The sequence below is a fragment of the Synechococcus sp. H55.11 genome (assembly GCF_047462475.1).
In the GTDB taxonomy this organism is placed as follows: domain Bacteria; phylum Cyanobacteriota; class Cyanobacteriia; order Thermostichales; family Thermostichaceae; genus Thermostichus.
Map to the genome: position 1 here is coordinate 13,834 of NZ_JANSJI010000261.1, position 25,287 is coordinate 39,120.

A 25,287-nucleotide genomic window follows, 5' to 3' on the forward strand; every position below is an offset into this window, starting at 1 on the left:
ACAAAGTTTAACATTTCCACAGGGCTGGGATCCCTGGTCTGTCCCACGGTCTAGTTGGCTTCCTTCCAGTTGTGGCCGATTTGGATATCCACCACCAGGGGTATGGAAAGGGGCACCGCTCCTTCCATTTCTGTTTGGATCAGGGGTTGTAGGGCCTGCCATTCCGAGGGATCCACCTCAAACACCAGCTCGTCATGGACTTGCAGGAGCAAGCGGGAGCGAAAGTTCTGCAGCTTTTGCTGCAGGCGTACCATCGCCACTTTGATGATGTCTGAGGCGGATCCCTGGATGGGGGCATTTACAGCCGCCCGCAACTCGGCCAGTTTGCGATGGCCTGTCAGGCGGGACAGGTTGGGGAAATAGCGACGGCGGCCCAAGATCGTTTCTACGTAGCCGTGTTCTTCCACAAAGGCTTCGGTGGAGCGCAAATAGGCGAAAATGCCGGCGTAGCGCTCGTTAAATCGCTGCAAAAATTGCTTGGCCTCGGATAAAGAAACCCCCGCGGTGCGGGCAAAGCGCTGCGCTCCCATGCCGTAGATCACCCCATAGTTGATCGTCTTGGCTAGGCGGCGTTCTTCGCTGGTGATGTCTTGTTTTTCAAAGAGCAAACGAGCTGTAAGAGTATGCACATCTTCTCCTGAGCGAAAGCCCTCCACCAACGTGGGCTCCTGGCTGAGGTGAGCCAAAATGCGCAGCTCAATTTGGGAGTAGTCAGCCGAGGCCAATAGCCACCCCTCTTGGGGAATAAAAGCCTGGCGAATGCGGCGGCTGAACTCGGTGCGAATGGGGATATTCTGTAGGTTGGGGTTTGAGGAGCTGAGCCTGCCGGTGGCGGTGACGGTTTGGTTGAAGTCGGTGTGGACTCTGCCGGTGTCGCTTCTCACCAGGGCAGGCAGAGCATCCACATAGGTCGATTTCAGCTTGGCCAAAGTGCGGTAGCGCAGAATGGTCTCGATGAGGGGATGATCCCCCTCTAGCTTTTCTAAAACAGAGGCGTCGGTGGAATATCCGGTGGCCGTTTTGCGGGTTTTGCGAATATCCAGTTTTAGCTTCTCAAAGAGCAGGGATCCCAGTTGTTTGGGAGAATTGAGGTTGAAGGTCTCGCCGGCTTGGGCATAGGCTTGTTGTTCCAAACTTTGCAATTCTTGTTCCAGCTCTTGGGAGAATTGCCTCAAAAATTCGGTATCAATGCGAATGCCGACCCACTCCATTTCTTCCAAAACTTGGGCCAAGGGCAGCTCCACCTGAATGAAAAGATCCCACAGGCGCGGATCGGTCTGTTGGAGTTTTTCGGTGAGGATGGGCACCAAGCGATAGGCGCAGTAGGCATCGGTTCCGCAGTATTCTGCAACTTGAGGAATTGGAATATCGGCGATGGATTGTGCTTTGCCCAGCAACTTTTCGTAGCTGGTGGTCGGCAAATTCAAGTGGGTGGCTGCCAAATCGGCCAAGTTGTGGCCGGCTTCTGGATCCAAGACATAGCTGGCCAACATGGGATCAAATTGGATCCCTTGCAGGTGGATGCCGTGGGCGCGGAAAATGCTCAGGTCATACTTGCAGTTTTGTAGGCTTTTGGGTCGGTTGGGATCTTCCCAAAGGGGCTGCAGGTTTCGTTTCACCAGCTCCCAATCCAGGTTGGCTCCCTGGCGGTGGCCGATGGGCAGGTAGGCAATGTCCTGCTCTGACCAACAACAGCCGATCCCCACCAATTGGGCATCTCGGGGCTCCAAACTAGTGGTTTCGGTGTCCCAAGCTATGATCCCTGGACAGGCCAGCAGGTCTTGTCGCAAACGCTCCAATTGCTCCGGCGTATCGACGATGCGCACTGTCGGCAGAGAAGGGGCGGGATCCAGGGCAAAATCAAACCAAAGGGCTTCGTCCTTCTCTTGAGCATCTGGGGAATCGGCGGTGGAACTGGGGGTGGCCGGGATCCCGCCCAAAATGGCTTGAATATTGCGTACTTGGGCGATGAGACTGTGAAACTCCAATCTTTCCAGCAGCGGCAGCAGTTCTTCTTGGTTAAACCCGGTTAATTTCATGCTTTCCCAGTCGGGGGAGAGGGGGACAGCGCAGTTGATCCGGGCCATAAATTGTGAGTGTCGGGCTGCCGGGATCCCTTCTTTGAGGTATTGTTGAACTTTTCCTTTGATCTCATCAAGGTGATTAAAAATCTCCTCCAAACTGCCGTAGCGTTCCAACAGCTCCGCCGCTCGCTTAGGTCCGATCCCTTTGACTCCGGGAATGTTATCGGAAGTGTCGCCGCAGAGGGCCTTGTAGTCCACCACTTGCCAAGGCCAAATGCCCAATTTTTCTTTAACCTGTTCGGGGCCGAATTCGCTGATGCGATCTTTGCTGTTGAGGTGCAAAACCCGGACTCTCCCATCGGCGTCGATCAACTGAAACAGATCTTGATCCCCGCTTAAAATCTGCACCCGGTAATCTGGGGGGGCCATCCTGCTGAGGGTACCCAAAATGTCATCGGCCTCAAAGCCAGGCACCACCAAAATGGGGATGCGCAGCGCCGTCAACACCTGCTTGAGGTTCTCCACGTCTTCGATAAACTCCGGCGGGGTTTCCGGTCGGCCTGATTTGTAGGTTTCGTCGGCCTCGTGGCGAAAAGTGGGCTGCCGGGTATCGAAGGCAACGGCTACGTGGGTGGGCGGGTATTTCTCTAGGACGTCCAGCAGCGATCTCAAAAAGCCAAAGCTGACGCTGGTGGGGATCCCGGTGGAAGTGCGCAACCCCCCCTCACGGCTGTAAGCAAAGGCGTAGAAGGAGCGGTAGGCCAGAGAGTGCCCGTCCACCAGCAGCAGTGTTGGAGTTTGCCAAGCCATCGCCCAGTACCACGAAGGTGAATCCAGCCTATCGGATCTGGGCTGGGCGCAAAAGGGATCCCCCATCCCTCAGGGCCGCCAAGACTCAGCCGGCTGCTGACAGGCCGGGCGCCCGAGAGTTGGGGTGGAATGACAACCAATGACAACTTCTGAACCCGACTGCCGTTTTGCTGGCTCCACTGCTTAGGTTGTTTTCTCAACCCCTGGTGGCGCGGTTTACAATTCCTGCCGGGCTTCTAGGGCACGGGCCAGGGTGACCTCGTCGGCATACTCCAGCTCGGATCCCATGGGTAGGCCGAAGGCCAGGCGGGTCATGCGCAAGGTGGGGGCAATCGGCTTCAGGTAATCCTTGACCACATGCATGGTCACCTCTCCCTCCACGCTGGGGCTGATGGCGAAGATCAGCTCCTGCGGCTTTTCCTGCGCCACCCGGGCCACCAGCTCGCGGATGTGCAGTTGATCCGCCCCGATCCCGTTCATGGGGGAGATCAGGCCCCCCAAAACGTGGTAAAGCCCCTTGAACTCGCGGGTGCGTTCCATGGCGATGAGATCCTTGACATCGGCCACCACGCACCACAGCGAGCGGTCTCGCTGCGGCGAACGGCAGATCTCACAGGGATCTTCCGCCGACCAGTTGAAGCAGATGGAGCAATGCTTGACGGTTTGCTTGGCCTCCAACAGGGCCTGGGCCAGGGCCTCGATCTCGCCGGCAGGCCGGTTGATCAGATGCAGGGCCAGGCGCTGAGCCGTTTTGGAGCCAATGCCGGGCAGCCGCTGCAGCTCCTCGATCAGGCGAGCCAAAGGGCGAGTGTACATAGAAAAGAGCGGCTCAGCCCAACCCCAGCCCCGGCAGATTGATGTTTCCGGTCAGCTCCTCCATGCGTTTGCGCATCGTCTCGGCAGACTGGGTGTAGGCGTTCACCATCGCCGTCAAGAGCAAGTCCTCTACCACATCCGCGGATTCTTTGAGAACCTCGGGATCCAAAGACACCTTGAGGGGTTCTTGGTTGCCGTTCACCGTCACTTTCACCAGCCCATTGCCGGCTTCGCCGACGATCTCCATCTCTTCCAGCTCTTTTTGCAGCCTTTGAGCGCCATCCCGCACCTCTTGGGCCTTCTTGAGCGCTTCTTGGATTTTGCCGAAGGGACCAAAGCCTCGGGTCATGGGATCCTCTCCTTAATTATTCAGACACTGCTGTTCTACTCTACCCGTTTCCTCTTGCCGGTAAAAGCACCCGAAAATGGAGCCAGACCTGCCTTCCTTAGGTTGCCCTTAACTCTGGCGGATTATCCTCACAACAGAACCAGCAGAAGAGAAACCCCAAAGCCCGTCTGCTCGTCGGTGTTCGCCGTTTGGAGGTGCCATGGCTCAACTGTTGCAGGATCCGCAATCGCCCTTAGCCCAGCCCATACCCTTATCCCAGAAGCCCTCTCCCCTGCCCTGGGGGCGCTGGATCCCGGAGCGTTGGTACGTGCATTTGGGCCTGGTGCTGGCCTGTTTGGCGTTGGGGTTTCCGGTGTTGTATGCCCTGATCGTGAGCACCCAAAACAACGCCGAGGTGTTCCGCTACCAATTGACCTTTGGCTCTTCGTTGGCCTTCAACTGGCAGCAGGTGATGGTGGCGCGCCACTTGGGCCACTACATGGTCAACAGCGCCATCATGGCCGCGGCCATCACGGTGGGCAAGACGGTTTTGTCCCTGCTGGCGGGGCTGGCCTTCGTCTACTTTCGCTTTCCGGGCAAAGGGCTGGCCTTCGGCTTTGTGCTCATGACCTTGATGATGCCCACAGAAATCTTGATCATCGCCCTGCTGCGGCTGGTCACCAACTTGGGCTGGGGATCCACCTACTACGCCTTGATCGTGCCTTTTCTGGCCAGCGCCACGGCCACGTTTTTGTTTCGCCAACATTTTTCCAACATCCCCCGCGAGTTGGCGGAGGCGGCCCAACTGGACGGGGCAAACCCCTTGCAGTTTCTCACCCAAGTGCTGATCCCCCTGAGCTGGAATGCCATCGGGGCCCAGGCGGTGATTCACTTCGTCTACGCTTGGAATATGTACCTGTGGCCCCGCTTGATCGTGCAAGGCCGGGAGCGGCAGGTGGTGCAGGTGGGGCTGCAATCCTTGCTGAACTTGGATAGCTCCGCCTCCTATGGCCCCATGATGCTGGGGGCGATCATCGCCAGCATTCCGCCGCTGGTGGTGTTTATTGCCCTGCAAAAGCCTTTCATGAGCGGCCTAGCCCTCAGCCGCGACAAATAAATCAAATAAGTTAAGTTAGCGAGACCCTCACCCTGCGAGTACTCCCTTCATGCCCAGAGATCTGCGCCGTTTCGTTGCCCTGCTGGAGTCCCGTGGCCAGCTTCGCCGCGTTTCAGCCGAAGTGGATCCCGACTTAGAAATTGCCGAGATCGCCGATCGCCTTTTGGCTTGTGGGGGGCCGGCGCTGCTGTTTGAACGGGTGAAGGGATCCGCGATGCCGCTGCTGATCAACGTTTTGGGCACGCTGGAGCGCATCTGCTGGGCCTTGGGGATGGAGGAGCCGCGGGAGCTGGAGGAGCTGGGGAAAAAATTGGCCTTGCTCTACCAGCCGCGCCCGCCAAAAAGTTTTGCCCAGGCGGTGGAGCTGGGGCAGGCGCTGTTCAGCGTCTTCAAGGCTAGGCCCGGCCGGGATCTGCTCCCCCCCTGTCAGCAGGTGGTGCTGCGGGGAGAGGAGGTGGATCTCACCCAATTGCCCCTGCTGCGGGTCTATCCCGGCGATGCCGGGCGGGTGCTGACGTTGGGCCTGATGGTTACCAAAGACCCGGAAAATGGGATCCCCAATGTGGGGGTGTACCGCCTGCAACTGCAAAGCCGCAACACCATGACGGTGCAATGGCTGTCGGTGCGGGGGGCCACCCGGCATCTGCGCAAGGCGGCGGCCCTGGGGCGGAAGTTGGAAGTGGCAGTGGCCATCGGGGTGGATCCCGCCGTGATCCTGGCAGCGGCCACGCCCCTGCCGGTGGATCTCTCGGAGTGGCTGTTTGCCGGCCTCTACAGCGGCGAAGGGTTACACCTGGCCCGCTGTAAGACGGTGGATCTGGAGGTGCCGGCCCAGGCCGAGATCGTCTTGGAGGGCACCATCACCCCTGGGGAGGTGGCCCCCGACGGCCCCGCCGGGGATCACATCGGCTACTACGGCCCCCGCAACGAGCAGGCTCCTCTCATCCGCTTCCACTGCCTCAGCCACCGCCGCGATCCCCTCTACCTCACCACCTTCAGCGGCAAGCCCCCCAAAGAAAACGACCTGATGGCGCTGGCCCTCAACCGCATCTATACCCCCATCCTCAGGCAGCAGGTGCCGGAGATCGTGGATTTCTTTTTGCCCATGGAGGCCCTGGGCTACAAGGCGGCCATCTTGTCCATCGACAAAGCCTATCCCGGCCAAGCGCGGCGGGCGGCCCTGGCTTTTTGGAGCGCCCTGCCCCAGTTCAGCTACACCAAGTTCGTTATTGTGGTGGACAAAGATATCAACGTGCGGGATCCACGGCAGGTGCTCTGGTGCCTGTGTTCCCGAGTAGACCCGCAGCGGGATGTGTTTATTTTGCCGGACAATCCCTTCGACGCCCTGGACTTTGCCACCGAAAAACGGGGTCTGGGGGGCAAGATGGGGATCGATGCCACCACCAAGATCCCCCCGGAAACCGATGCTCCCTGGCGGGCTCCCCTTGCCCCGGATCCGCAAGTGGCCCGCCTGGTGGATCGCCGTTGGGCCGAATACGGCCTGGCGGATCTGGACTTACAGCCGGCGGATCCCCGCCTGTTTGGCTACGAGCTCTAAGCCCGTAGGGCCTCGATGGGATCCAGTTGCGCCGCTTTGCGGGCCGGGAAAATGCCGAAGACCAGCCCAATCCCCGTCGAAAGCGTGAAGGAAACCGCCACCGCCACCAGATCGATCCGGGTGGCCAAGGGGGTGAATACCTGCACAATCACCAAAACCCCGCTGCTGAAGAGGATCCCGAGCACCCCCCCGGTCACGGCAATGAAGATCGCCTCGGCGGCAAACTGTTGTAAGATCTGCCGGCTATCGGCTCCGATCGCCTTGCGCAGCCCGATCTCCGGGGTGCGTTCTGCCACCGAGATCAGCATCACATTCATGATCCCCACCCCGCCCACCAGCAGGGAGAGAGCCGCCGTACCCGTCAGCAGCACCCGCAGCAACGTCAAAATCCTGGCCGAGCCATCCAGGAGCACCTTCTGGTTGCGGATGATGAAGTCGTCTTCTCCCACCAGTTGGTGCCGCTGCCGCAGCAGGTTGCGGATCTGGAACTCGGCAGCCGGCAGATCGGCTTCGGAGCGGGCGGAGACAAAAATGGCTGTCAGCTCCAGGCCATAAGGGGATCGCCGCCCGACAAAGCGGTTGGCCACCACATCCACCGGCAAAAACAGCCCGGCATCGCTGTTGCCAAACACCGTCGGCTTGGAGCGCAAGGTGCCGATGACCTCGAAGGGCAAGTTGTTCAACAGGACGGTCTCCCCGATGGCAGCAGCAGGATCCAGGCCGAACAACTGGCCAGCGGCCTCGCTCCCCAGCACCACCACCGGTCGCTGTTCCTCGATATCCGCCGGCAAGAGGAAGCGGCCCTGCTCGATCTCCAAATTGAGCACCGACAAATACTCCGGCCAGGTGCCGGTGGCTTCATAGCGGCGATCCACCCCGCCCCGCACGGCCCGCACGTTGGTTCCAAGGCTGGGGACGGCTGCCGATACGGCAGGCACTTCCGCAACAATCGCCCGCAGATCTTCGAGGGTAATGGGGCGGGTGTTGCTCGCATCCGCCAGGCCCAAGCTGGAAGAAAAGACAATGAGCAAATTGGTGCCCAAAGAGCGAAACTGATCCACTGCCAGCTCCTGGGCAGCATGGCCAAACCCGGCAATGGCCACCACGGCGGCGTTGCCGATGAGGATCCCCAGCATGCTCAGCCCGGTGCGCAAGCGATGCCGTCGCACCATTTGCCAGGCCATTTTGGCCGCAGTTGCCAGGCTCATGGCTGTTGCTCCACTTCCTTGATCAGGGTTCCTATGCTCACTCCTGGCGGCAGGGCCGTAAAGACTCGATCCCCTGCCTGCAGACCGGAGCGGATCTGGGTAACGCCACCCTGGGTGATGCCCGTTTCCACGCGGCGATAGACAGGTCGCCGGGTTCGCGGATCCAGTAGGATCACGCCTTCCTGGCCTTCCTCGCGCAGGATGGCCACCGAGGGCACCGTCAAAGCCTGCGGCTGGGGATCCCCGATGAAATCCACCGAAACATTCATGCCGGTGCGCAAAAAGTCGGCTCCGGGCTCCGGCTCGACGAAGACCCGAAAGACCGTTACCTCCCGCACCACCACCGTAGCGGGGGCAATTCGCTTCACCCGACCCTGTACCACGCGGTCGGGATAGGCCAGAGACCGGATCTCCACCGGCTGGCCCAGCCGCACTTGGGCAATTTGGGCTTCCGGCACTTCTGCTCGCACCTCAATTCCCTGGGCCAGCGCCAAAATCGAGCTGGAAGAAGCGGCAGTGGCATCGGAAGCGGCGGTTGTCGGGGCTACAAAGGATCCCACTTCGGCAAAGCGCTGCACCACCACACCGGAAAAGGGGGCACGGACTTCGGCCTCGGCCAGCCGGGATTGCCGTTGGGCCAGCTCGGCTTGCGCCTGAGCAATCTGAGCTTGAATTTGCTGCAGGGTTTCCGGGCGGCTCCCCAGTTGCAATCGCTGCAGCTCCTGTTGGGCCGCCCGCAAATCCGCCTGCGCCTGTTCCAGGCGGGCCAGACGTTGATCCAGCTCGCTGCGGGCTACTGCCCCCGCCTGTGCCAGGGCCTGAATGCGCTCCAGCTCTTTTTGGGCCAGACCCACCTGCGACCGGGCTGCATCCACCCTAGCCTGGGCCGCCGCGATCACTGGGGGGCGCTCGCCGGCCTGTTGCTCCGCTAGACGGGCTTGCAGCTCTTGGATGCGGGCCTGCGCTTGCCGAATGCCGCTGGCCAGATCCCCGTAGTCCATCCGGGCCAACAACTGCCCTGCCACCACTTCATCCCCCTGATCCACCAACAGTTCTGCCAGGCGACCCGACTCGCGGGGGCTAACATTCACCTGTCGGATCGGCTGCACCTGGCCGCTTACCCGCAGACGTTGGGTGAGATCCACCACCTGAACCGGTACCGTTAATCGTTCCAGCCGTTCTGCCCGCTGCTGCTGAAGCTGACGCTGGATCAGGAGACCACTGCCCCCTAAGCCAGCCAACAGCAGGCCCAAAAGCATCCAGCCAAAGGGAAATCGCTTGCGGCTGCTCTGTGGCAGGGGCTGATCTACAGGCTTGGGAGAAGACAGGGATCCCGTCTCAGTCTTGTCCGTGTGCAGGATCACAGAAAATCTCCCATTCTTAAAAAAGCTTTGTCTTTGTCTAGACTATTGGAAAAAGGCGGGGGGCGTAAACACGGTTTCCCGCATCCCTCGGCCAGCTCTGTACAGAAAACAGGAACGATTGCTACCATAGTTAACTGCCGGTAGCGCGGGAAGGCCATGAACGTTCGCATCAACGCTGAAGAGATCATCCGCTCCATCGAGGCGGCGCACCTGAAAAGGGATCTGCCTGAGATCCGGGTTGGCGATCAGGTACGGGTGGGAGTTCGCATTCAAGAGGGGGGCAAGGAGCGGGTGCAGGCTTTTGAGGGCACGGTCATTGCCATGCGCCACTCCGGCATCAACCGCACCATTACGGTACGCAAGGTTTTCCAGGGGATCGGCGTGGAGCGAGTTTTTCTCATTCATTCCCCGCGCATTGAGTCGATCCAGGTGCTGCGGCGGGGTAAAGTGCGCCGGGCCAAGCTGTTCTACTTGCGGGATCGGGTGGGCAAAGCCACTCGCATCAAGGCCAAGACAGAGAATATGGATAATCGGGAACAGCCCCTCTGAGGTTTGGGTTGTACCTGCTACACTGAGTAAGCGGGTGTGTCCCTGCCAATGCGTCCTTAGTTCAGTTGGTAGAACGTCGGTCTCCAAAACCGGATGTCGGGGGTTCGAGTCCTCCAGGGCGCGTTGATGTCAGACCCCTTGCGGTGACGGCTTGGGACGGGGACGCCCCACCCAAGGGAACTGTTGAAGCCATGAAGTTCGTTCCTGTACCCAACCTACTCTCTGCCCTCTTGCTGGGGTTGCTGCTTTGGCTAGGGATCCCTATCTGGCACCCAGTTACGGCGGCAAACGCCAAGATAGATCCCGAGATCGATCGGCTGTTTGAGGAGGCTTTTGCTGCTACCGGGCGGGGGGATCTTGCCCAGGCGGAAGCCTTGTGGACTCAACTGTTGCAGATCCAGCCGCACAATCCGGCCTTGTGGAGCAATCGGGGCAATGCTCGTGTTGGCCAGCACCAATTCCAGGCAGCTCTGGAGGACTACGCTGAGGCCATTCGTTTGGCTCCTGAGGCGCCGGATCCCTATCTGAATCGAGGGGCTGCTTTGGAGGGATTGGGGCGGTGGCAGGAGGCGATTGCGGATTACGAACGGGTGTTGCAGTTGGATCCCAACGATGCGGCGGCCTACAACAACCGCGGCAATGCTGAAGCGGGGCTGGGCAACTGGCAGCAGGCTTTGGCCGACTACCGCCGCGCCACGGAGCTGGCTCCCGATTACGCTTTTGCCCAGGCCAACTATGCCCTCAGCCTCTACCAGATGGGCGAAACAGAGGCTGCGCTGCGCTTGATGCGGGCTTTGGTGCGCAAGTACCCGAGGTTTCCAGATATGCGGGCCGCTCTCAGTGCCATTCTCTGGGTGCAGGGTCGCCAGGGAGAAGCCGAAAGTCACTGGGTAGCCGTGCAAGGGCTGGATCCCCGCTACGCCGACCTGGAATGGGTGAGATCTGTCCGCCGTTGGCCACCGGCGATGGTGGCAGCTCTGGAGCGTTTCCTTGCTCTCAAATAGTCTCTCAAGCTTCAGTAGTAATAAATAGTGGGAAGGATCGCCTAGAAAATACCTGCAGACCCACCTCTGCGCATTGGCGAAACAGTTGCTGGGGATCCCCGCAGCCAGAGCCTCAGGTTACATCCTGTCTGGGGGGATGGGGGTTGCTAGATTGGGATCAAGCCGAGAGAGGATGCTGGCAGCAGGCTCAGCTCAGAGCCAAAGGAGGGATCCTGAGTGCTGCCGGCAGACTGCGAAAAAGACTGTGTAAAGGACTGCTTCATTTTTTGTCTGTTTTAGACTTATCGCGACGTGTGGTATCAACGTGGGTGCAATGGCTTTTTTCTCTCGCTCTTCTTTCTTCCTCTCTGATGGGAGAGGGGGACGGCGAAGCCACCGGAGCTGGGCAGGGCTGTTGCTCGTGGTTTTGCAGCTTGGGCAGCCCGCTGTGGCCCAGACAGAAACCCGGGTTTGGAGCGGAACCGGCCAAATTTTGAGTGGCCAGGGGCAGGGGGCAACGGTGCAATTGGTCTTGGAAACGGGTGGAGGACGTATCTGGACCCAATCGGGGCCGGTTTTGGATGCACCGTTTTCCGGCGGCCATATTTCGGTCAATAGCGGCGATGGCACTTGGCAAATCCAGTCGCAGGGGGATCAGTTGCTGGTTACTTTTTACCGCGGCGATCAGATCATCCGCTGGCAACTGCGGCCCATTGGCGAGATCCCAAGCTCTTCCCCTTCGGTGCCATCCAGTTCTCTGAGCAGCGACTCCGCTCAGCCTGTGGCCCTGCCCGTCCAAGAGCTGGTCATCCCAGTACTGAAGAATTTGCCCGGCACCCCCTGAGGGATCCCTGCCCCGCCGGTTTTCAACTCCCCTCTCCCTCTGGGAGAGGGGCCGGGGGTGAGGGGCTGGGGGTGAGGGAAGCGCTTGAGGAGTGGCTTAATCGCGTTTAGCCAACCCGCCCTCTGTCGGCAGGACGGCCGCGGCAGCAAGGGCCGGGAGTTTCTGTGCTGGAACCGAGGTGGTTGCACAAAACGGCGTTGCCGGAATCTGGACGCGGTGGGGTTCCCACAATCGCTCCCTGTTGAAACGAGCAGCTTGCCCTCTATGCATCAGCATGAGGGCGGGGGTACGTCACCTGAGCAGCGCGACGGCTGGCAGGGGCAGTTGAGCTGCCGCCGCCGCATCCAGCAACCAGAGCAGCCGTCCGTTGGGGTTGACGCGCTGGCAGGGTAGGTGGGCCTCGGTGGTCAGCGCCTCTTTCACAATGGCAGCTTTGTTCGCTCCGGTTACCAAGAACACCACCTGGGCTGCCCGATTGAGGACAGGGTAGGTCAAGGTTAGACGCGGCTCCGGCCCTTTCTGCCCCACTGTTACCCAGCGGTGTTGCACCTGCAGGGCGGCGGTGTCGGGAAATAAAGAGGCTGTGTGGCCGTCCTCCCCTACCCCCAGCCAGATCAGGTCGAGAGAAGGGCACTCCGCGCCGAAAAGCCGCCGCAGGGTCGCCTCATAGTCGGCAGCATCGCGAAGCGGATCCCCCGCTTGGGTGGGCATGGGAAACACCTGATCGGCCGGGATCCCGATCCACTTCAGCAGGGTTTCTTGCACCATGCGGTAGTTGCTCTCGGGATGCTCCGGGGGGACGTAGCGCTCATCTCCCCAGAACAGCCAGGTTTGTTGCCAAGGGATCCCTTGGGTTTGGGCGAGAGCAGCATACAACTGCTTGGGGGTGCTTCCCCCCGCCAGGACCACGGTAAAACGTCCCCGCTCCCGGATGGCAGCCGCTGCCCGGCTTTGCCAAACCTCGATGGCCCGCTGAATGAGGACGGATCCCTCTGGAAAGATCTCCAACTGGAATCCCTGCATAGACCCAAACCTTGACGCTGACTCCCACCGGGTCAGCCTACCTGCAGCAACACTCTACCGGCAATCCCTCTTGAGCCGCTTGGGCGGGCAAAGGTTAGGAAGCCACCGCCAACTCTTTGGCTTCGGCCTGGATTTGCTCGTAAAGGGCGCGCAGCTTTAGGCCCACGATAACCTGAATCAGGCCAGAGCCATTGCGGGATCCCGGGTATTCTGGGTGCTTGCGCAACAGTTCCGTCAGCTCGCCGTAGTAGCGGGTGGACAGGTTGCTCAAGTGGTTCTCGATGTAGACGACTTCCTCCAGTTTTTCAAAGGTGCCGTCGATCTCCAAAATCGAAACCGGGTGATCGAAGTAGGTGGAAGGGCCGTAGTGGAGGCGGATGCCCGGATAGGAACAGGTCAGCTTTTTGCCGCAAGGGATCCAATCGATGGTGGAGCCTTCGTCGAAGAGGTAAACGGGGTCGAAGTACTTGACCCCTTCCCGCTGAATCAGCCGTACCCGCAACACCTTGTGCTCCGGATCCAGCTCTGGCAGCAACTGGGTGGGCAGAACCTCGATGACGGCATCGGCATACTGCTTCTGCACATCGACATAAGCCTCAAAATCGGGACGGCGAGCCTCGATCGAGCGCAACACATCTTCGTAAGTGTGGCCCCGCTCGGCCATGTCCCGCTTCACCTTCCAGGCAATCTTGATCTCCGGCGCCAAATCCAAGTACACCTTGAAGTCCAGCAGCTCGCGCACCCGCTCGTCGTACATGGGATGCAGCCCTTCCAGGACGATGATGCGGTTGGGATCCACCCGCTCCGGCGGGTCGATGAGGCCGGTCTCGTGGTTGTAAATCGGCTTCATCACGCTTTGGCCATTCTTGAGCGCCTTGGCCTGCTCGTACATCAGGTCGAAGTTGTTGGCGCGGGGATCCAGTGCCGTGATGCCCTTCTCTTTGCGCTGGTAGCGATCCAAGGAGTGATAGTCGTCCAGACAAATGGTGGTGATCAGATCCCGGCCAAACAGATCCCCCAGCCGACGTAAAAACGTGGATTTGCCACAGCCAGAATCTCCGGCGACACCAATCATCACAATACGATCAGGACTGCTTGCCATGGGAACTCCTTGGGGACGGGCAGGGCAAAACTGAGAAAAAGCTGCTAGGAAAGTTACCAACTGTTACGGCTCTGCATGATACCACAACAGAGCCACTACCTCACAACCCGCTTGCAGGCCAGAGATATCAGCACCTTAAGGAACAATTTAACAAAAAATGCATATTCTTGGCCGCTGAGCTCGGCTGGGAGCAGTTTTTTGGGGGTGTCGCTCTCGGCATCAGCTCGAAAGGGCTGCCGGCTTCTCTGCTGGCAAGTTCCATTTGGCCAGCCGGGCTGCTATGGTGTTTGCTATCCATTTTCTCTCCAGTGCCAGGAGCAGATCGCAGTTATGGTTGCCAGCGCAGAAAAGCGAGAGGTTGTCGTCAATCTGTATCGTCCCAACGCGCCTCTGATCGGACAATGTGTGGAGACCTACTCCATTGTCGGCGAGGGGGCGCCCGGGCTGACCAAGCACATCGTGCTCAGCTTGCCGGATCCCAACTACCGCTACCTAGAAGGGCAAAGCGTTGGCATTATCCCCCCTGGCGAAGATGCCAAAGGCAAGCCCCACAAGCCCCGCCTCTACTCCATTGCGTCCACCCGCTACGGCGATGATGGCGAGGGGCGCACCGTTTCGTTGAGCGTGAAGCGGGCCGAATACGTGGATAAAGAGACGGGCCAGCCGGGGGTGGGGGTCTGCTCCGGCTTCCTCACCGATCTCAAACCCGGCGACGAGGTGATGATCACCGGGCCCTCGGGGAAAACCTTCCTACTGCCCGAAGATGAGAACGCCAACCTGATTTTGATCGCCACCGGCACCGGCATCGCCCCTTTTCGCGCCTTCATCAAGCATCTGTTTGAGGAGGATCCCAACTATCAGGGCAGGATCTGGCTGTTTTTTGGGGTACCTACCACTTCCACCTTGCTCTACCACGGGGATCTAGAGGCCTGGAAAGCCCAGTACGGGGATCGCTTCCGCGTCGATTACGCCATCAGCCGCGAACAGCAAACCCCCGACGGCAAAAAGATGTACGTGCAAAACCGCATGGCGGAGTACGGCGCTGAGCTGTGGGAGATGCTGCAAAAGCCCAACACCTACACCTACATCTGCGGCCTCAAGGGGATGGAAGACGGGATCAACAACGTCATGGGGCCCTTGGCCGAACAAGCCGGTCAGGATTGGAGCAAGTTCCAGAAGGAGCTGAAGAAAGCAGATAGGTGGCACGAAGAAACCTACTGATTTTAAAACTTGCGTAGCATGTAAAGGGTGAGCGCTTTTTCCCCAGGAGCATCAAACCGTGGACGCGCGCTACAATCCCCGGGCCATCGAGAGCAAGTGGCAGGCCCACTGGCGTGAAATGGGGCTGGATCGCACCCCAGAGTTGAAGGACGGGATCCGCAAGTTTTATGCTTTGTCGATGTTCCCCTACCCCAGCGGCAACCTGCACATGGGGCATGTCCGCAACTACACCATCACCGATGTGATTGCCCGCCACAAGCGCATGCAAGGGTACGCGGTGCTGCACCCGATGGGCTGGGATGCCTTTGGTCTGCCGGCGGAGAATGCCGCCATCGACCGGGGGATCCCGCCGGCCAAGTGGACCTACCAGAACATCGCCCAGATGCGGGATCAACTGCAACGGCTGGGGCTTTCCTACGACTGGGAGCGGGAGATAGCCAGTTGTTCGCCAGACTACTACAAATGGACGCAGTGGATCTTCCTGCAATTTTTGAAGGCGGGCCTGGCCTACCAAAAAGAGGCGGCGGTGAACTGGGATCCCGTGGATCAGACGGTGCTGGCCAACGAGCAGGTGGATGCGGAGGGGCGCTCCTGGCGATCCGGCGCTCTGGTGGAAAAGCGCCTGCTCAAGCAGTGGTTTTTCAAAATCACCGCCTATGCTGACCAACTGCTGGCCGACCTAGAACAGCTCTCCGGCTGGCCGGAGCGGGTGCGCATTATGCAGGAGAACTGGATCGGCCGGTCGGTGGGGGCTAGGGTTGTCTTCAAAGCGGAGACAGGGGAGGAGCTGCCGGTGTTCACCACGCGGCCCGATACCCTCTGGGGGGCCACCTTCATGGTCATGTCGCCGGAGCACCCCTTGGTGGACAAGCTCACCACCCCTGAGCAACAGCCCGTCGTCAAGGCTTACCAGGCCGAGGCTGCCGCCCGCAGCGAGATCGAGCGCAGCGCCGAAGACCGGGAAAAAACGGGCGTCTGGACGGGATCCTACGCCATCAACCCCGTCAACCAAGAGCGGATCCCCATCTGGATTGCCGACTATGTGCTGATGGGCTACGGTACGGGGGCCATCATGGCCGTGCCCGCCCACGACCAGCGGGACTTCGAGTTTGCCCGCAAGTTTGGCCTGCCCATCAAGCAGGTGGTGCAGCCGCCCGGCGAGGCAGGGGAGACGGCTGCAGATCTGCAGTCGGCCTGGACAGGGGAAGGGGTGATGATCAACTCCGGCCCCTTGGACGGGATCCCGGTGGGCAAAGGCCCAGGGCAGAGCGTAGAAAGAGCCATCGCCTGGTTAGAGAGTCAGGGCTTGGGGGAACGGCAGGTGAACTACCGCCTGCGGGATTGGCTCATCTCGCGGCAGCGCTACTGGGGCTGCCCCATCCCCGTAATTCATTGCCCCCACTGCGGGATTGTGCCGGTGCCGGAGGAGGATCTGCCGGTGCTGTTGCCGGAGGATGTGGAGCTGAGCGGACGAGGTGGCTCTCCCTTGGCCCACTTGGAGGACTGGGTGAAGGTAAAATGCCCCACCTGTGGCGCCGATGCCCGCCGCGAGACCGACACCATGGACACCTTCATCTGCTCGTCCTGGTATTTCCTGCGCTTCAGCGATCCCCGCAACGACCGCGAGATCTTCCGCAGAGACCTGGTCAACGCCTGGCTGCCGGTAGATCAGTACGTGGGCGGTATCGAGCACGCCATCTTGCACCTGCTCTATTCCCGCTTTTTCACCAAGGTGCTGCGAGATCAGGGGCTGCTGAATTTTGACGAGCCGTTCTTGCGTCTGCTCACCCAGGGGATGGTGCAGGGGCGCACCTACTACAACCCCAACAAGTCCGGCAAGGATCGCTGGATCCCGGCGGCTCTGGTCAAGGATCCCAACAACCCCACAGATCCAGAGACCGGCGAGCCCCTGCAAGTTATCTACGCCACCATGTCCAAATCCAAAGGCAACGGCGTGGATCCGGAGGAGGTGCTGGCCCACTACGGAGCGGACACAGCCCGCATGTTTATCCTCTTCAAGGCGCCCCCCGAGAAAGATCTGGAGTGGGACGACGCCGATGTGGAAGGCCAGTTTCGCTTTCTCAACCGCGTCTGGCGGCAGGTGTACGAGTTTGTCGTTCGCGGTAGCGGGACGGAGTCCTTGCGGGGCAAAGCCGCCGAGCTGCTGCAGGCCCAGGTCGAGGCGGGATCCCTGACCAAGGCCGAAAAAGATCTGCGCCGCGCCGTCCACACGGCCATCCAGGCAGTCAGTGAGGATCTGGAGGAATACCAGCTCAACACCGCCATCGCCGAGCTGATGAAGCTGAGCAATGCCCTGGCCGAGGCCGGGATCCCGGATTCGCCGGTCTATGCGGAGGGGATGCGCACCCTGGTGTTGCTCTTGGCCCCCTTTGCCCCCCACATTGCCGAGGAGTTGTGGCAGGCGCTGGGCGGCCCGGACTCAGTCCATCGTCAATCTTGGCCCAGCCATGATCCGGCGGCTCTGGTGGCCGACACGGTAACCATTGTGATTCAGGTGAACGGCAAATTGCGCGGCTCATTTGAGGCACCGGCGGACGTGACGCCAGAGGAGCAGGAACGCTTGGCCCTTCAGTCTGAGGCGGCGCAAAAGTATCTGGAAGGGGCGACGCCCAAAAAAGTGGTGGTGGTGCCGAAAAAGCTGGTTAACTTGGTTCTCTAGCTGCGTCTGGCCATCAGGTTTGGGGTCGGCATGGCAGCCCTACCGGCTTTCCGTAACCGAACCATGTCGTTGTAGCTTTCGCGCCGCTCTAACTCCCCTCTCCCTCAGGGAGAGGGGCTGGGGGTGAGAGCTGGGAGAGATGATTAAACTGGGCTTCGTCAATGCGGCCGGCGCGGAAAAGGGTGGTTTTGATTTCCGAGAGGGTGAGAACGGCATGGCCGCGGTACCCCTGCTCTTGCAAACGCTCTCGCGCCCCCTGCTCGTGATCGATCAGCACCACAATGTCTTCCACCTTTAGCCCTGCCGAGCGCAGTTTCTCGGCTCCTTCCATGGCGCTGCGCCCTGTAATCAAAACGTCATCCACTACAACCACCGTTTCCCCCGGTTGGTAGGATCCCTCGATTTGCCGGCGAGTTCCGTGGGCTTTTACCTCTTTGCGGGGATAGATCATCGGCTTATTTAAGCGCAAGGATAATCCGGTTGCCGTCGGCAGAGATCCATAGGGGATCCCGGCAATCCGCTCGAAGGAAAGGGTTTCTAAAATCTCTGCGTAAGCCTTGAGAACGCGATGGAAGATTTGCGGCTTGGAAATAATGGTACGCAGATCAATGTAATAGGGCAAAGTTTGCCCAGAAGCCTGGACATAATCTCCAAATAGAATACAGCCGATGTCGTACAGCTCTAGGATCAAATCCGTATGAGGATTGGGCTGCAACAGACAGACATCCGGCACCCACAAGGTGCAAGCCGACCCAGATCCCGACTGTCCCTTCTGAGAGCGAGCTGTTTCCACGGTTTCTCGCAACTGGCTTACAGCCTCTTTCAAATCCTGGCGAGCCAACCAGTCCTGGGGTACCGGCAGCAACAGGCCCTCTCCATGGGCGTTCAACCCCGCCTGCAGACAAGCCTGCCAGTCCACGCCCTCTCCCCAGAGGCTGCGGGCCAAGATCAGCCGTTCGGGAGCAGCGGCGCGGATGCGACCCATCACTGAGGGATGCGCGGATCCCACTTCCAGCGCTACCTGTTCGGGTGTGCCCCAATGGCGGCACTGTTTCACCAGATTTAGGTGAAGGGGTTCCACGCTCTCTATTCCTTCCTGCTGCCCGGCGATGGCTTCGGCAGGGTAGTCCTGGATGGCGTTGGCCCCCGGATTGCTGGTACGGCAGAGCAGAAACACAGCTTTGTGAGGATAGAGCAAAAACGGAGCCACCAGATCCTGGCCTGCATAAGGATTGAGGGTGAGGGCATCCACATTCCAAACTTCAAAAGCCTGCCGAGCCAGAACAGAGGCGCTGTTCAAATCGGCGTACTTGGCATCGAGAATGACCGGGATCCCTGGGGGCACTCGGCGCAGCACCGCTTCCAGCAACTCCAGGCCGCCAGATCCCAGGGCCAAATAAAACCCCAGCGTCGGCTTGTAGGCGCACACGTGATCCTGCGTCTGCTCGATCACCCAGCCCAGCCAGTCCAGCAAGGCGGCCATCATTTGCGGTGTTGCAGAGGCAACCAGGTTGGAATCGGGCTCTCCCTTTGGCCTGAGGTGGGCAGGTAACAGCTCTGGATTGGGATCCAAGCCCAGCCAGAGACAGCTTTGGTTCTGCCGGCTTGCAGCCACCCACTTGTCGCTGAAACTCACCCCATATCTTTTCACCTGCAACGGTCGGCTCCTTGGCTTTTCTCATTGTGCGTCGTTCTCCATCCTCTCCTTTGGGATCCCTTCCCGTCAGGCCAAGGTTCGACCCCGATTAAGCCCACAATGAGGCTATGCTGAATTGAGCACCGCATCTATCCCCCTGTTGCCATGCGAGACCTTCTGCGCGACATCCTTCGAGATTGCTCTGGCTTTGTGGAACTGCGCTACCACAGCAAGGTGTTTCGCAGTGTCACCGCCGAGAAAGGCCGCCTTGAGCGCACCGCGGTTCGCCGCCGTTCCGGCGTGGGGGTGCGGGTGCTAGAGGCCGGCACCTGGGGCTTTGCCGCCACCGGGGATCCCTCGCCGGCTGCCATTCGAGAGGCCATTGCCGAGGCGCAGCAGGCTGCCCGCGCCAGCGCCGACTACCGCAAACACAAGTTGCAGGCTTTGCCCAGCGTGGGGTTGGCCCAAGGGGAGTTTTGCGAGCCCGGCGTGGGAGAGGTGCTCAACAAGCCTCTAGAGGCGAAGATCCAGTTGGTTTTGGAAACGGAAGCCCAAGCCCAGAAGTCTTCCGCTCGTATTAGCTCCGCCAGTTGCACCTACAACGAGATCTACGAGGAAAAAGCCATTGTCACCACCGATGGGGCGGATGTGGCCTTTCGCCTGGTGCGCCCCGAATTGCGGGTACAAGCGGTGGCCGAGGCCGATGGCCAACTGAGCAGCGGCGCCGAGTCCATCGGGGTAACGGGGGGGTGGGACTGTCTGTTCCGCTCGGATCCCTTGCAGATGGCGGAAAAGGCGGCTGCTACTGCGGTCGATCTCCTCTCCGCAGGCTACGCCGAGGGAGGATGGGCCACGGTCATTTTGTCTCCTTCCATCGTGGGTCTGCTGGTGCACGAGGCCATTGGCCACACCGTCGAGGCGGATTTTGTCTTGGCCGGCTCGGTGGCTGCCGGCAAGCTGGGCCAGCGGGTGGCCAGCGAACTGGTTACGCTCAAGGATTCAGGCCGCTCCGAATTTATGCCGGGGGCAGGGGGGACGCTGCCGGTGGACGACGAAGGCGTTCCCACCCAAACCACCACCATCATCCAAAACGGCATTTTGGTGAGCTACCTGCACAACCGCGAAACGGCTGCCCACTTCGGCGTCGAGCCTACCGGCAACGCCCGCGCCTGGGAATATGCCGATGAGCCCCTCATCCGCATGCGCAACACCTACCTCGAGCCGGGATCCCAGACTTTGGAGGAGATCATCGCCAGCACTCCCGACGGCTACTTCCTGGATGGGGCCAGAAACGGGCAAGCCGACTCCACCGGCGAGTTTATGTTTGGCGTGGAGCGGGCCTACCGCATTCGCAACGGCAAGCTGGCGGAGCTGCTGCGAGGGGTCACCATCACGGGCAATGCCTTTGAAGTGTTGCAATCGGTGGATGCCGTCTCGCGGGATTTTCTCTGGGACCTGGGATCTGGCCATTGCGGCAAGGGGCAGCCGGCCAAGGTGGATGCAGGCGGTCCCTACATTCGCTGCCGGGCCATTGTAGGCGGACAACAGACTGCTTAGCTGCTTCGGCGGGACTCTACCCGTAGGGTCGTTGCCACTCCCACCACTTAAGTCGGGGGATCCTTACGCAGCCCATGGACAGGCTCGTAAAGGGGTTGTCAATGCGCCCCTAGACAGTTCCCTATAGCCAAGCCGCAAAGTTCTGCTTACTTAGTCATCATCAAATAGCAATGAAACGTTATTGCCACGTAACGCTGTCACGAACGCGCTGGCCGCGCGGAGCCCTATCCCTAACTCCCCTCTCCCTCTGGGAGAGGGGCCGGGGGTGAGGGAGTACTCCCTCTGGGAGAGGGGCCGGGGGTGAGGGAGTACTCCCTCTGGGAGAGGGGCCGGGGGTGAGGGCAGCGGCGCGGAGCGCTTATAAGCCCAGTTTTTTGCTCATCAAGCAAACACCACCGTTTTGTTGTGGTAGACCAGCACGCGATTTTCCAGGTGATAGCGCACGGCCCGAGCCAGGACTAGGCGTTCCATGTCGCGGCCTTTGCGGATCAGGTCGGCAACGGTATCGCGGTGGCTGACCCGCACCACATCCTGCTCGATGATCGGCCCCTCATCCAGATCTTCGGTGGCGTAGTGGGCAGTTGCGCCGATGATCTTGACGCCCCGTTGGTGGGCGCGCTGGTAGGGGTTGGCGCCGGCAAAGGCGGGCAGGGTGGAATGGTGAATGTTGATCACCGGCGGCGCCTGGCGGAGCAGCCACCCGCTCAGCACCTGCATGTACTTGGCCAACACCACCAGGTCGATGCGATACTCCTGCAGCAAGGCAAGCTGGCGGGTTTCTGCCTCTGCTTTGCTCTCTGGAGAAATCGGGATGTGATGGTAGTCGATGCCGAAGGAGCGGGCCAGCGGCTCCAAGTCGGGGTGGTTGCTGATGATCAAAGGGATCTCCGCCGGCAGTTCCCCAGCCCTCTGCCGCCAGATGAGATCCAACAGACAGTGGGGCTGCTTGCTGGCCCACACGGCAAGGCGACGGCGCGTGTCGGAAAAATGCAGTTCCCAGTTGGCCTGGATCCCACGGGCAATGCCCGAGAAGGCGGGGACAATTTCCGCCCGCTCCAGTTGGAAGCCCTCTAAGTCCCACTCGATGCGGCTTAGGAACAGCCCTGCCTCGGGATCCGTGTGGTGGTCGGCATGCAGGATGTTGCCGTCGTAGCTGTAGATAAAATTGGAGAGCTTGGCTACCAGCCCTTTCTGATCGGGGCAAGACACCAACAAAGTGGCCGTGGGCATAGAGGGTGCGAAGAGCTCGCCCCTTTACCCTAGGGCCTGGATCGGCCCCAGAGCAAGGCTGTCAATCGACCCGGTTGATCTCTGCCAACAGCCAGGGATCCACCGGCTGGCCATCCCAACGCTTCAGGTCGATGCGAATCCAGATGGTTGCCGAGGAGCCGGCAGGGGGCAGCTCCTGGTGAAACGAGATCTCGTAGTCGGAGGGGTTTTGGCCGTGCTGCCGCAGCCAGGTTTCCACCTTCGCCGGGGCAAAATAGGACTGCCCTTGCTCGAACAGGCGCGCGATCTCCAGGCCAAAGCAAAGCGGGTTGAAGCGGGCCATCGACTAGGCGGCGTCTGCGGTTGGCGAGTTGTCGGCTGTGGCGGCTACGGGTTCTGCCCCATTGGCGGGTTTGCCAGGCGGATTGGCTGTGGCGACCGACTCGGCTTGGGTTCGGGCCGCTGCTGGGCGGACAGCTTTTTCCAGCTCCTGTGCCTCTCGGTTCAACTGCGCCTCAAACTCTCTGGAGGCATCTTGCAAGCTGCGCAGGGTTTTGGCCAACGTGCGACCGATCTCCGGCAATTTGCGCGGCCCAAAGACCAAAAGGGCCACCGCAAAGATGACCAACATTTCCGGCAGTCCAACACCCAAAAAGTTCATAAGCCCTGGGATCCCTTCGCTTCCCTAGACTGACATTTTCTCGCCGCAGACCGCAAGTCACCGCAGGCCCTCTTCAGCCATTCCCACAGCTTAGGTGTTTTGTGCTCAGCTCGCCCAGGCCAACTTCTCCCTGGCCAGCCAAATCAAAATGGTAAAATTGCGTCATCAGTCAACTTCTTTATCGGCCCAGGCTTGCCCATGCTCCAAACCCTACAAAAGCTCCTTGGGGATCCCAACGATCGCAAGATCCGCCAGTACCGTCCTGTTGTCAAGCTGATCAACTCGCTGGAGATCGAGATCGCCTCTCTTTCCGATGCGGAGCTCAGGGCCAAGACCACCGAGTTTCGCCAGCGCCTGGATAGAGGGGAGTCCCTCGACGACCTCCTGCCCGAGGCGTTTGCGGTGGTGCGGGAAGCGGCCAAGCGGGTTCTCAACTTGCGCCACTACGACGTGCAGCTCATCGGCGGCATGGTGCTGCACGAGGGCCAGATTGCCGAGATGAAAACCGGCGAGGGGAAAACACTGGTCGCCACCCTGCCTGCCTATCTCAACGGCCTGACCGGCAAGGGGGTTCACATCGTTACCGTCAACGGCTACTTGGCCCGGCGGGACTCGGAGTGGATGGGGCAGGTGCACCGTTTCTTGGGCCTGACGGTTGGCCTGGTGCAAGAGGGTATGTCCACCGAAGAGAAGCGGCGCAGCTACAACTGCGACATCACCTACTGCACCAATAGCGAGCTGGGCTTCGACTACCTGCGGGACAACATGGCCACCGACATCAAAGAGGTGATGCAGCGGCCCTTCAACTACTGCATCATCGACGAGGTGGACTCCATCCTCATCGACGAGGCCCGCACCCCCCTGATCATCTCCGGCCAGATGGCCCGCCCCTCCGAAAAGTACCTCAAGGCGGCCCAGGTGGCGCGGGAGCTGATCCGGGACGAGCACTACGAAGTGGACGAAAAAGCCCGCAACGTCATCCTCACCGACGAAGGGTTTGAAGCCGCCGAGCGGTTGCTGGGGGTCTCCGATCTGTTTGACCCCAAGGATCCCTGGGCCCACTTTGTCTTTAATGCGGTGAAGGCCAAGGAGCTCTTCATCAAGGATGTCCACTACATCGTCCGCAACCAAGAGGTGGTGATCGTGGACGAGTTCACCGGGCGGGTGCTCCCCGGTCGCCGCTGGTCGGATGGGCTGCACCAGGCGGTGGAAGCCAAGGAGGGGGTGCCGATCCAAAACGAGAGCCAAACCCTGGCCACCATCACCTACCAAAACCTCTTCCTGCTCTATCCCAAGCTCTCCGGCATGACGGGCACCGCCCGCACCGAGGAAGCCGAGTTCGGCAAAACCTACAACCTGGAAGTGACGGTGATCCCCACCAACCGGCCCATCCGCCGTAAAGATGCTCCCGACTTGGTCTACAAGACCGAAAACGCCAAGTGGAAAGCGGTCGCCGAGGAAATTGCCCACATGCACGAGCGGGGCCGGCCGGTACTGGTGGGGACGACCAGCGTGGAAAAATCTGAGCGCCTCTCGGCCATGCTCAAGGAGATGGGGATCCCGCACAACCTCCTCAACGCCAAGCCGGAGAACGTGGAGCGGGAAGCGGAGATCATCGCCCAGGCGGGGCGCAAAGGTGCCGTAACCATTGCTACCAACATGGCCGGGCGCGGCACGGACATTATCTTGGGCGGCAATGCCGAGTACATGGCCCGCCTCAAGCTGCGGGAACGGCTGATGCCCAAGCTGGTGCAACTGGACGCCGACAACCCGCTGGGATCCGTTCCCATGCTAGGGCGGGGTGGGGGCCAGGGATTTGGAGGATCCTCACCTAAGCCGAAAAAATCCTGGACGGTGGTCTCTCCCAACTTTTACCCCTGTGAGCTGTCGGCCCGCACCAGCCAAGCGCTGGAGGAGGTGGTGGCGGCGGCGGTGACCAAATATGGGTTGAACCGCCTGCCGGAGCTGGTGGTGGAAGATCTCATCGCGGTGGCCTCGGAGAAAGCGCCGGTGCAGGATCCGCTGATCTTGCAACTGCGGGAGGTCTACAACAGCATCAAGGCCGAGTACGAAAAGGTAACCGAGGCCGAGCACGAGGAAGTGGTGCGGCTGGGCGGCCTGCACGTGATCGGCACGGAGCGCCACGAGTCCCGTCGCATCGACAACCAGTTGCGGGGCCGCGCCGGACGGCAAGGGGATCCCGGCTCCTCGCGGTTTTTCCTCAGCCTGGAAGATAACCTGCTCAAGATCTTCGGTGGCGAGCGGGTGGCCAAACTGATGGACATGTTCCGGGTGGATGAGGACATGCCCATCGAGCACCCGCTGCTTTCCAGCAGCCTGGAGAACGCGCAGCGCAAGGTGGAAGTGTATTACTTCGACCTGCGCAAACAGGTGTTTGAGTACGACGAGGTGATGAACAACCAGCGGCGGGCCATCTACTCAGAGCGGCGGCGCATCTTGGAAGGGGAGAACCTCAAAACCAAAATCCTCGACTATGTGCGCAAGACTGTCGAGGAGATCGTGCGGGCCCACGTCAACCCGGAGCTGCCGCCGGAAGAGTGGGAAATCGACAAGCTGACCGCCAAGATGCAGGAGTT

General features: G+C 60.3%; 20 protein-coding genes and 1 tRNA gene. 10 read left to right on the forward strand and 11 right to left on the reverse strand.

Annotation, left to right across the window (positions count from 1 at the left end; translation table 11 throughout):
- Positions 1-50 precede the first annotated feature (50 nt).
- From polA to NW853_RS10480, 3 genes are all read right to left on the reverse strand, one after another.
- A complete protein-coding gene (polA, locus tag NW853_RS10470; protein WP_414332822.1) occupies positions 51-2,834 on the reverse strand; it encodes a DNA polymerase I in 2,784 nt (927 codons plus the stop codon).
- 216 nt (positions 2,835-3,050) lie between these two features.
- Positions 3,051-3,650 (reverse strand): recombination mediator RecR, encoded by a 600-nt coding sequence (gene recR / locus NW853_RS10475; RefSeq protein WP_414332824.1) that lies wholly within the window; start codon positions 3,648-3,650, stop codon positions 3,051-3,053.
- A 13-nt stretch (positions 3,651-3,663) separates the two neighbouring features.
- Positions 3,664-3,999 (reverse strand): YbaB/EbfC family nucleoid-associated protein, encoded by a 336-nt coding sequence (locus NW853_RS10480; protein ID WP_414332825.1) that lies wholly within the window; start codon positions 3,997-3,999, stop codon positions 3,664-3,666.
- A gap of 199 nt (positions 4,000-4,198) precedes the next feature.
- Between NW853_RS10480 and NW853_RS10485 the strand changes: the two genes are divergently transcribed.
- Entirely contained in the window at positions 4,199-5,095 is an 897-nt protein-coding gene (locus tag NW853_RS10485) for a carbohydrate ABC transporter permease (protein ID WP_414332827.1), read from the forward strand.
- Between the two features lie 49 nt (positions 5,096-5,144).
- Positions 5,145-6,653, forward strand: coding sequence for a UbiD family decarboxylase (locus NW853_RS10490; protein ID WP_414348983.1), 1,509 nt, complete (start codon positions 5,145-5,147; stop codon positions 6,651-6,653).
- On the opposite strand, the gene NW853_RS10495 is transcribed toward NW853_RS10490, so the two are convergent.
- Together NW853_RS10495 and NW853_RS10500 are read right to left on the reverse strand one after the other, a co-directional pair.
- Positions 6,650-7,861, reverse strand: a complete 1,212-nt coding sequence (locus tag NW853_RS10495; RefSeq protein ID WP_414332830.1) for an ABC transporter permease — start codon at positions 7,859-7,861, stop codon at positions 6,650-6,652. The genes NW853_RS10490 and NW853_RS10495 overlap by 4 nt on opposite strands.
- The gene (locus tag NW853_RS10500; protein WP_414332832.1) at positions 7,858-9,225 is read right to left on the reverse strand and encodes an efflux RND transporter periplasmic adaptor subunit; all 1,368 of its coding nucleotides are present in this window, start codon (positions 9,223-9,225) and stop codon (positions 7,858-7,860) included. The genes NW853_RS10495 and NW853_RS10500 overlap by 4 nt, the downstream gene beginning before the upstream one ends.
- A 156-nt stretch (positions 9,226-9,381) precedes the next feature.
- Between NW853_RS10500 and rplS the strand changes: the two genes are divergently transcribed.
- From rplS to NW853_RS10520, 4 genes are all read left to right on the forward strand, one after another.
- Positions 9,382-9,774 (forward strand): 50S ribosomal protein L19, encoded by a 393-nt coding sequence (gene rplS, locus NW853_RS10505; RefSeq protein ID WP_414332833.1) that lies wholly within the window; start codon positions 9,382-9,384, stop codon positions 9,772-9,774.
- Positions 9,775-9,824: 50 nt separating this feature from the next.
- Positions 9,825-9,897, forward strand: a tRNA-Trp gene (locus NW853_RS10510).
- Between the two features lie 68 nt (positions 9,898-9,965).
- Positions 9,966-10,778: a tetratricopeptide repeat protein gene (locus NW853_RS10515; RefSeq protein WP_414348984.1), complete on the forward strand. Its 813-nt coding sequence runs from the start codon at positions 9,966-9,968 to the stop codon at positions 10,776-10,778.
- Positions 10,779-11,172: 394 nt separating this feature from the next.
- The gene (locus NW853_RS10520) at positions 11,173-11,601 is read left to right on the forward strand and encodes a hypothetical protein (RefSeq protein WP_414348985.1); all 429 of its coding nucleotides are present in this window, start codon (positions 11,173-11,175) and stop codon (positions 11,599-11,601) included.
- Between the two features lie 291 nt (positions 11,602-11,892).
- On the opposite strand, the gene pgl is transcribed toward NW853_RS10520, so the two are convergent.
- On the reverse strand, positions 11,893-12,624 hold the full coding sequence (gene pgl / locus NW853_RS10525) for a 6-phosphogluconolactonase (protein WP_414332837.1): 732 nt from the start codon (positions 12,622-12,624) through the stop codon (positions 11,893-11,895).
- A 94-nt stretch (positions 12,625-12,718) separates the two neighbouring features.
- Positions 12,719-13,726, reverse strand: a complete 1,008-nt coding sequence (locus NW853_RS10530; protein WP_414348986.1) for a phosphoribulokinase — start codon at positions 13,724-13,726, stop codon at positions 12,719-12,721.
- A gap of 330 nt (positions 13,727-14,056) precedes the next feature.
- Here NW853_RS10530 and NW853_RS10535 point away from each other — a divergent pair, with 330 nt between their 5' ends.
- Both NW853_RS10535 and leuS read left to right on the forward strand, forming a co-directional pair.
- A complete protein-coding gene (locus NW853_RS10535; protein WP_414332840.1) occupies positions 14,057-14,947 on the forward strand; it encodes a ferredoxin--NADP(+) reductase in 891 nt (296 codons plus the stop codon).
- Between the two features lie 58 nt (positions 14,948-15,005).
- Complete coding sequence (gene leuS, locus NW853_RS10540; protein ID WP_414332842.1) at positions 15,006-17,627, forward strand: leucine--tRNA ligase; 2,622 nt, start codon at positions 15,006-15,008, stop codon at positions 17,625-17,627.
- Between the two features lie 88 nt (positions 17,628-17,715).
- Here leuS and NW853_RS10545 read toward each other — a convergent pair whose 3' ends face one another.
- Positions 17,716-19,278, reverse strand: a complete 1,563-nt coding sequence (locus NW853_RS10545) for a bifunctional orotidine-5'-phosphate decarboxylase/orotate phosphoribosyltransferase (protein ID WP_414348997.1) — start codon at positions 19,276-19,278, stop codon at positions 17,716-17,718.
- Between the two features lie 150 nt (positions 19,279-19,428).
- On the opposite strand from NW853_RS10545, the gene NW853_RS10550 reads away from it, so the two are divergent.
- Complete coding sequence (locus NW853_RS10550) at positions 19,429-20,820, forward strand: TldD/PmbA family protein (protein ID WP_414348987.1); 1,392 nt, start codon at positions 19,429-19,431, stop codon at positions 20,818-20,820.
- Positions 20,821-21,201: 381 nt separating this feature from the next.
- On the opposite strand, the gene purU is transcribed toward NW853_RS10550, so the two are convergent.
- The 3 genes from purU to NW853_RS10565 form a co-directional block, all read right to left on the reverse strand.
- Positions 21,202-22,050 carry a formyltetrahydrofolate deformylase gene (gene purU, locus NW853_RS10555; protein ID WP_414332845.1) on the reverse strand — a complete coding sequence of 283 codons (849 nt, stop codon included), beginning with the start codon at positions 22,048-22,050 and terminating at the stop codon, positions 21,202-21,204.
- Between the two features lie 61 nt (positions 22,051-22,111).
- The gene (locus NW853_RS10560) at positions 22,112-22,372 is read right to left on the reverse strand and encodes a hypothetical protein (protein ID WP_414332847.1); all 261 of its coding nucleotides are present in this window, start codon (positions 22,370-22,372) and stop codon (positions 22,112-22,114) included.
- A 3-nt stretch (positions 22,373-22,375) separates the two neighbouring features.
- Positions 22,376-22,690: a TatA/E family twin arginine-targeting protein translocase gene (locus tag NW853_RS10565; RefSeq protein ID WP_414348988.1), complete on the reverse strand. Its 315-nt coding sequence runs from the start codon at positions 22,688-22,690 to the stop codon at positions 22,376-22,378.
- Positions 22,691-22,888: 198 nt separating this feature from the next.
- Here NW853_RS10565 and secA point away from each other — a divergent pair.
- The coding region (gene secA / locus NW853_RS10570) for a preprotein translocase subunit SecA (RefSeq protein WP_414332851.1) at positions 22,889-25,287 on the forward strand (2,399 nt) is incomplete at its 3' end.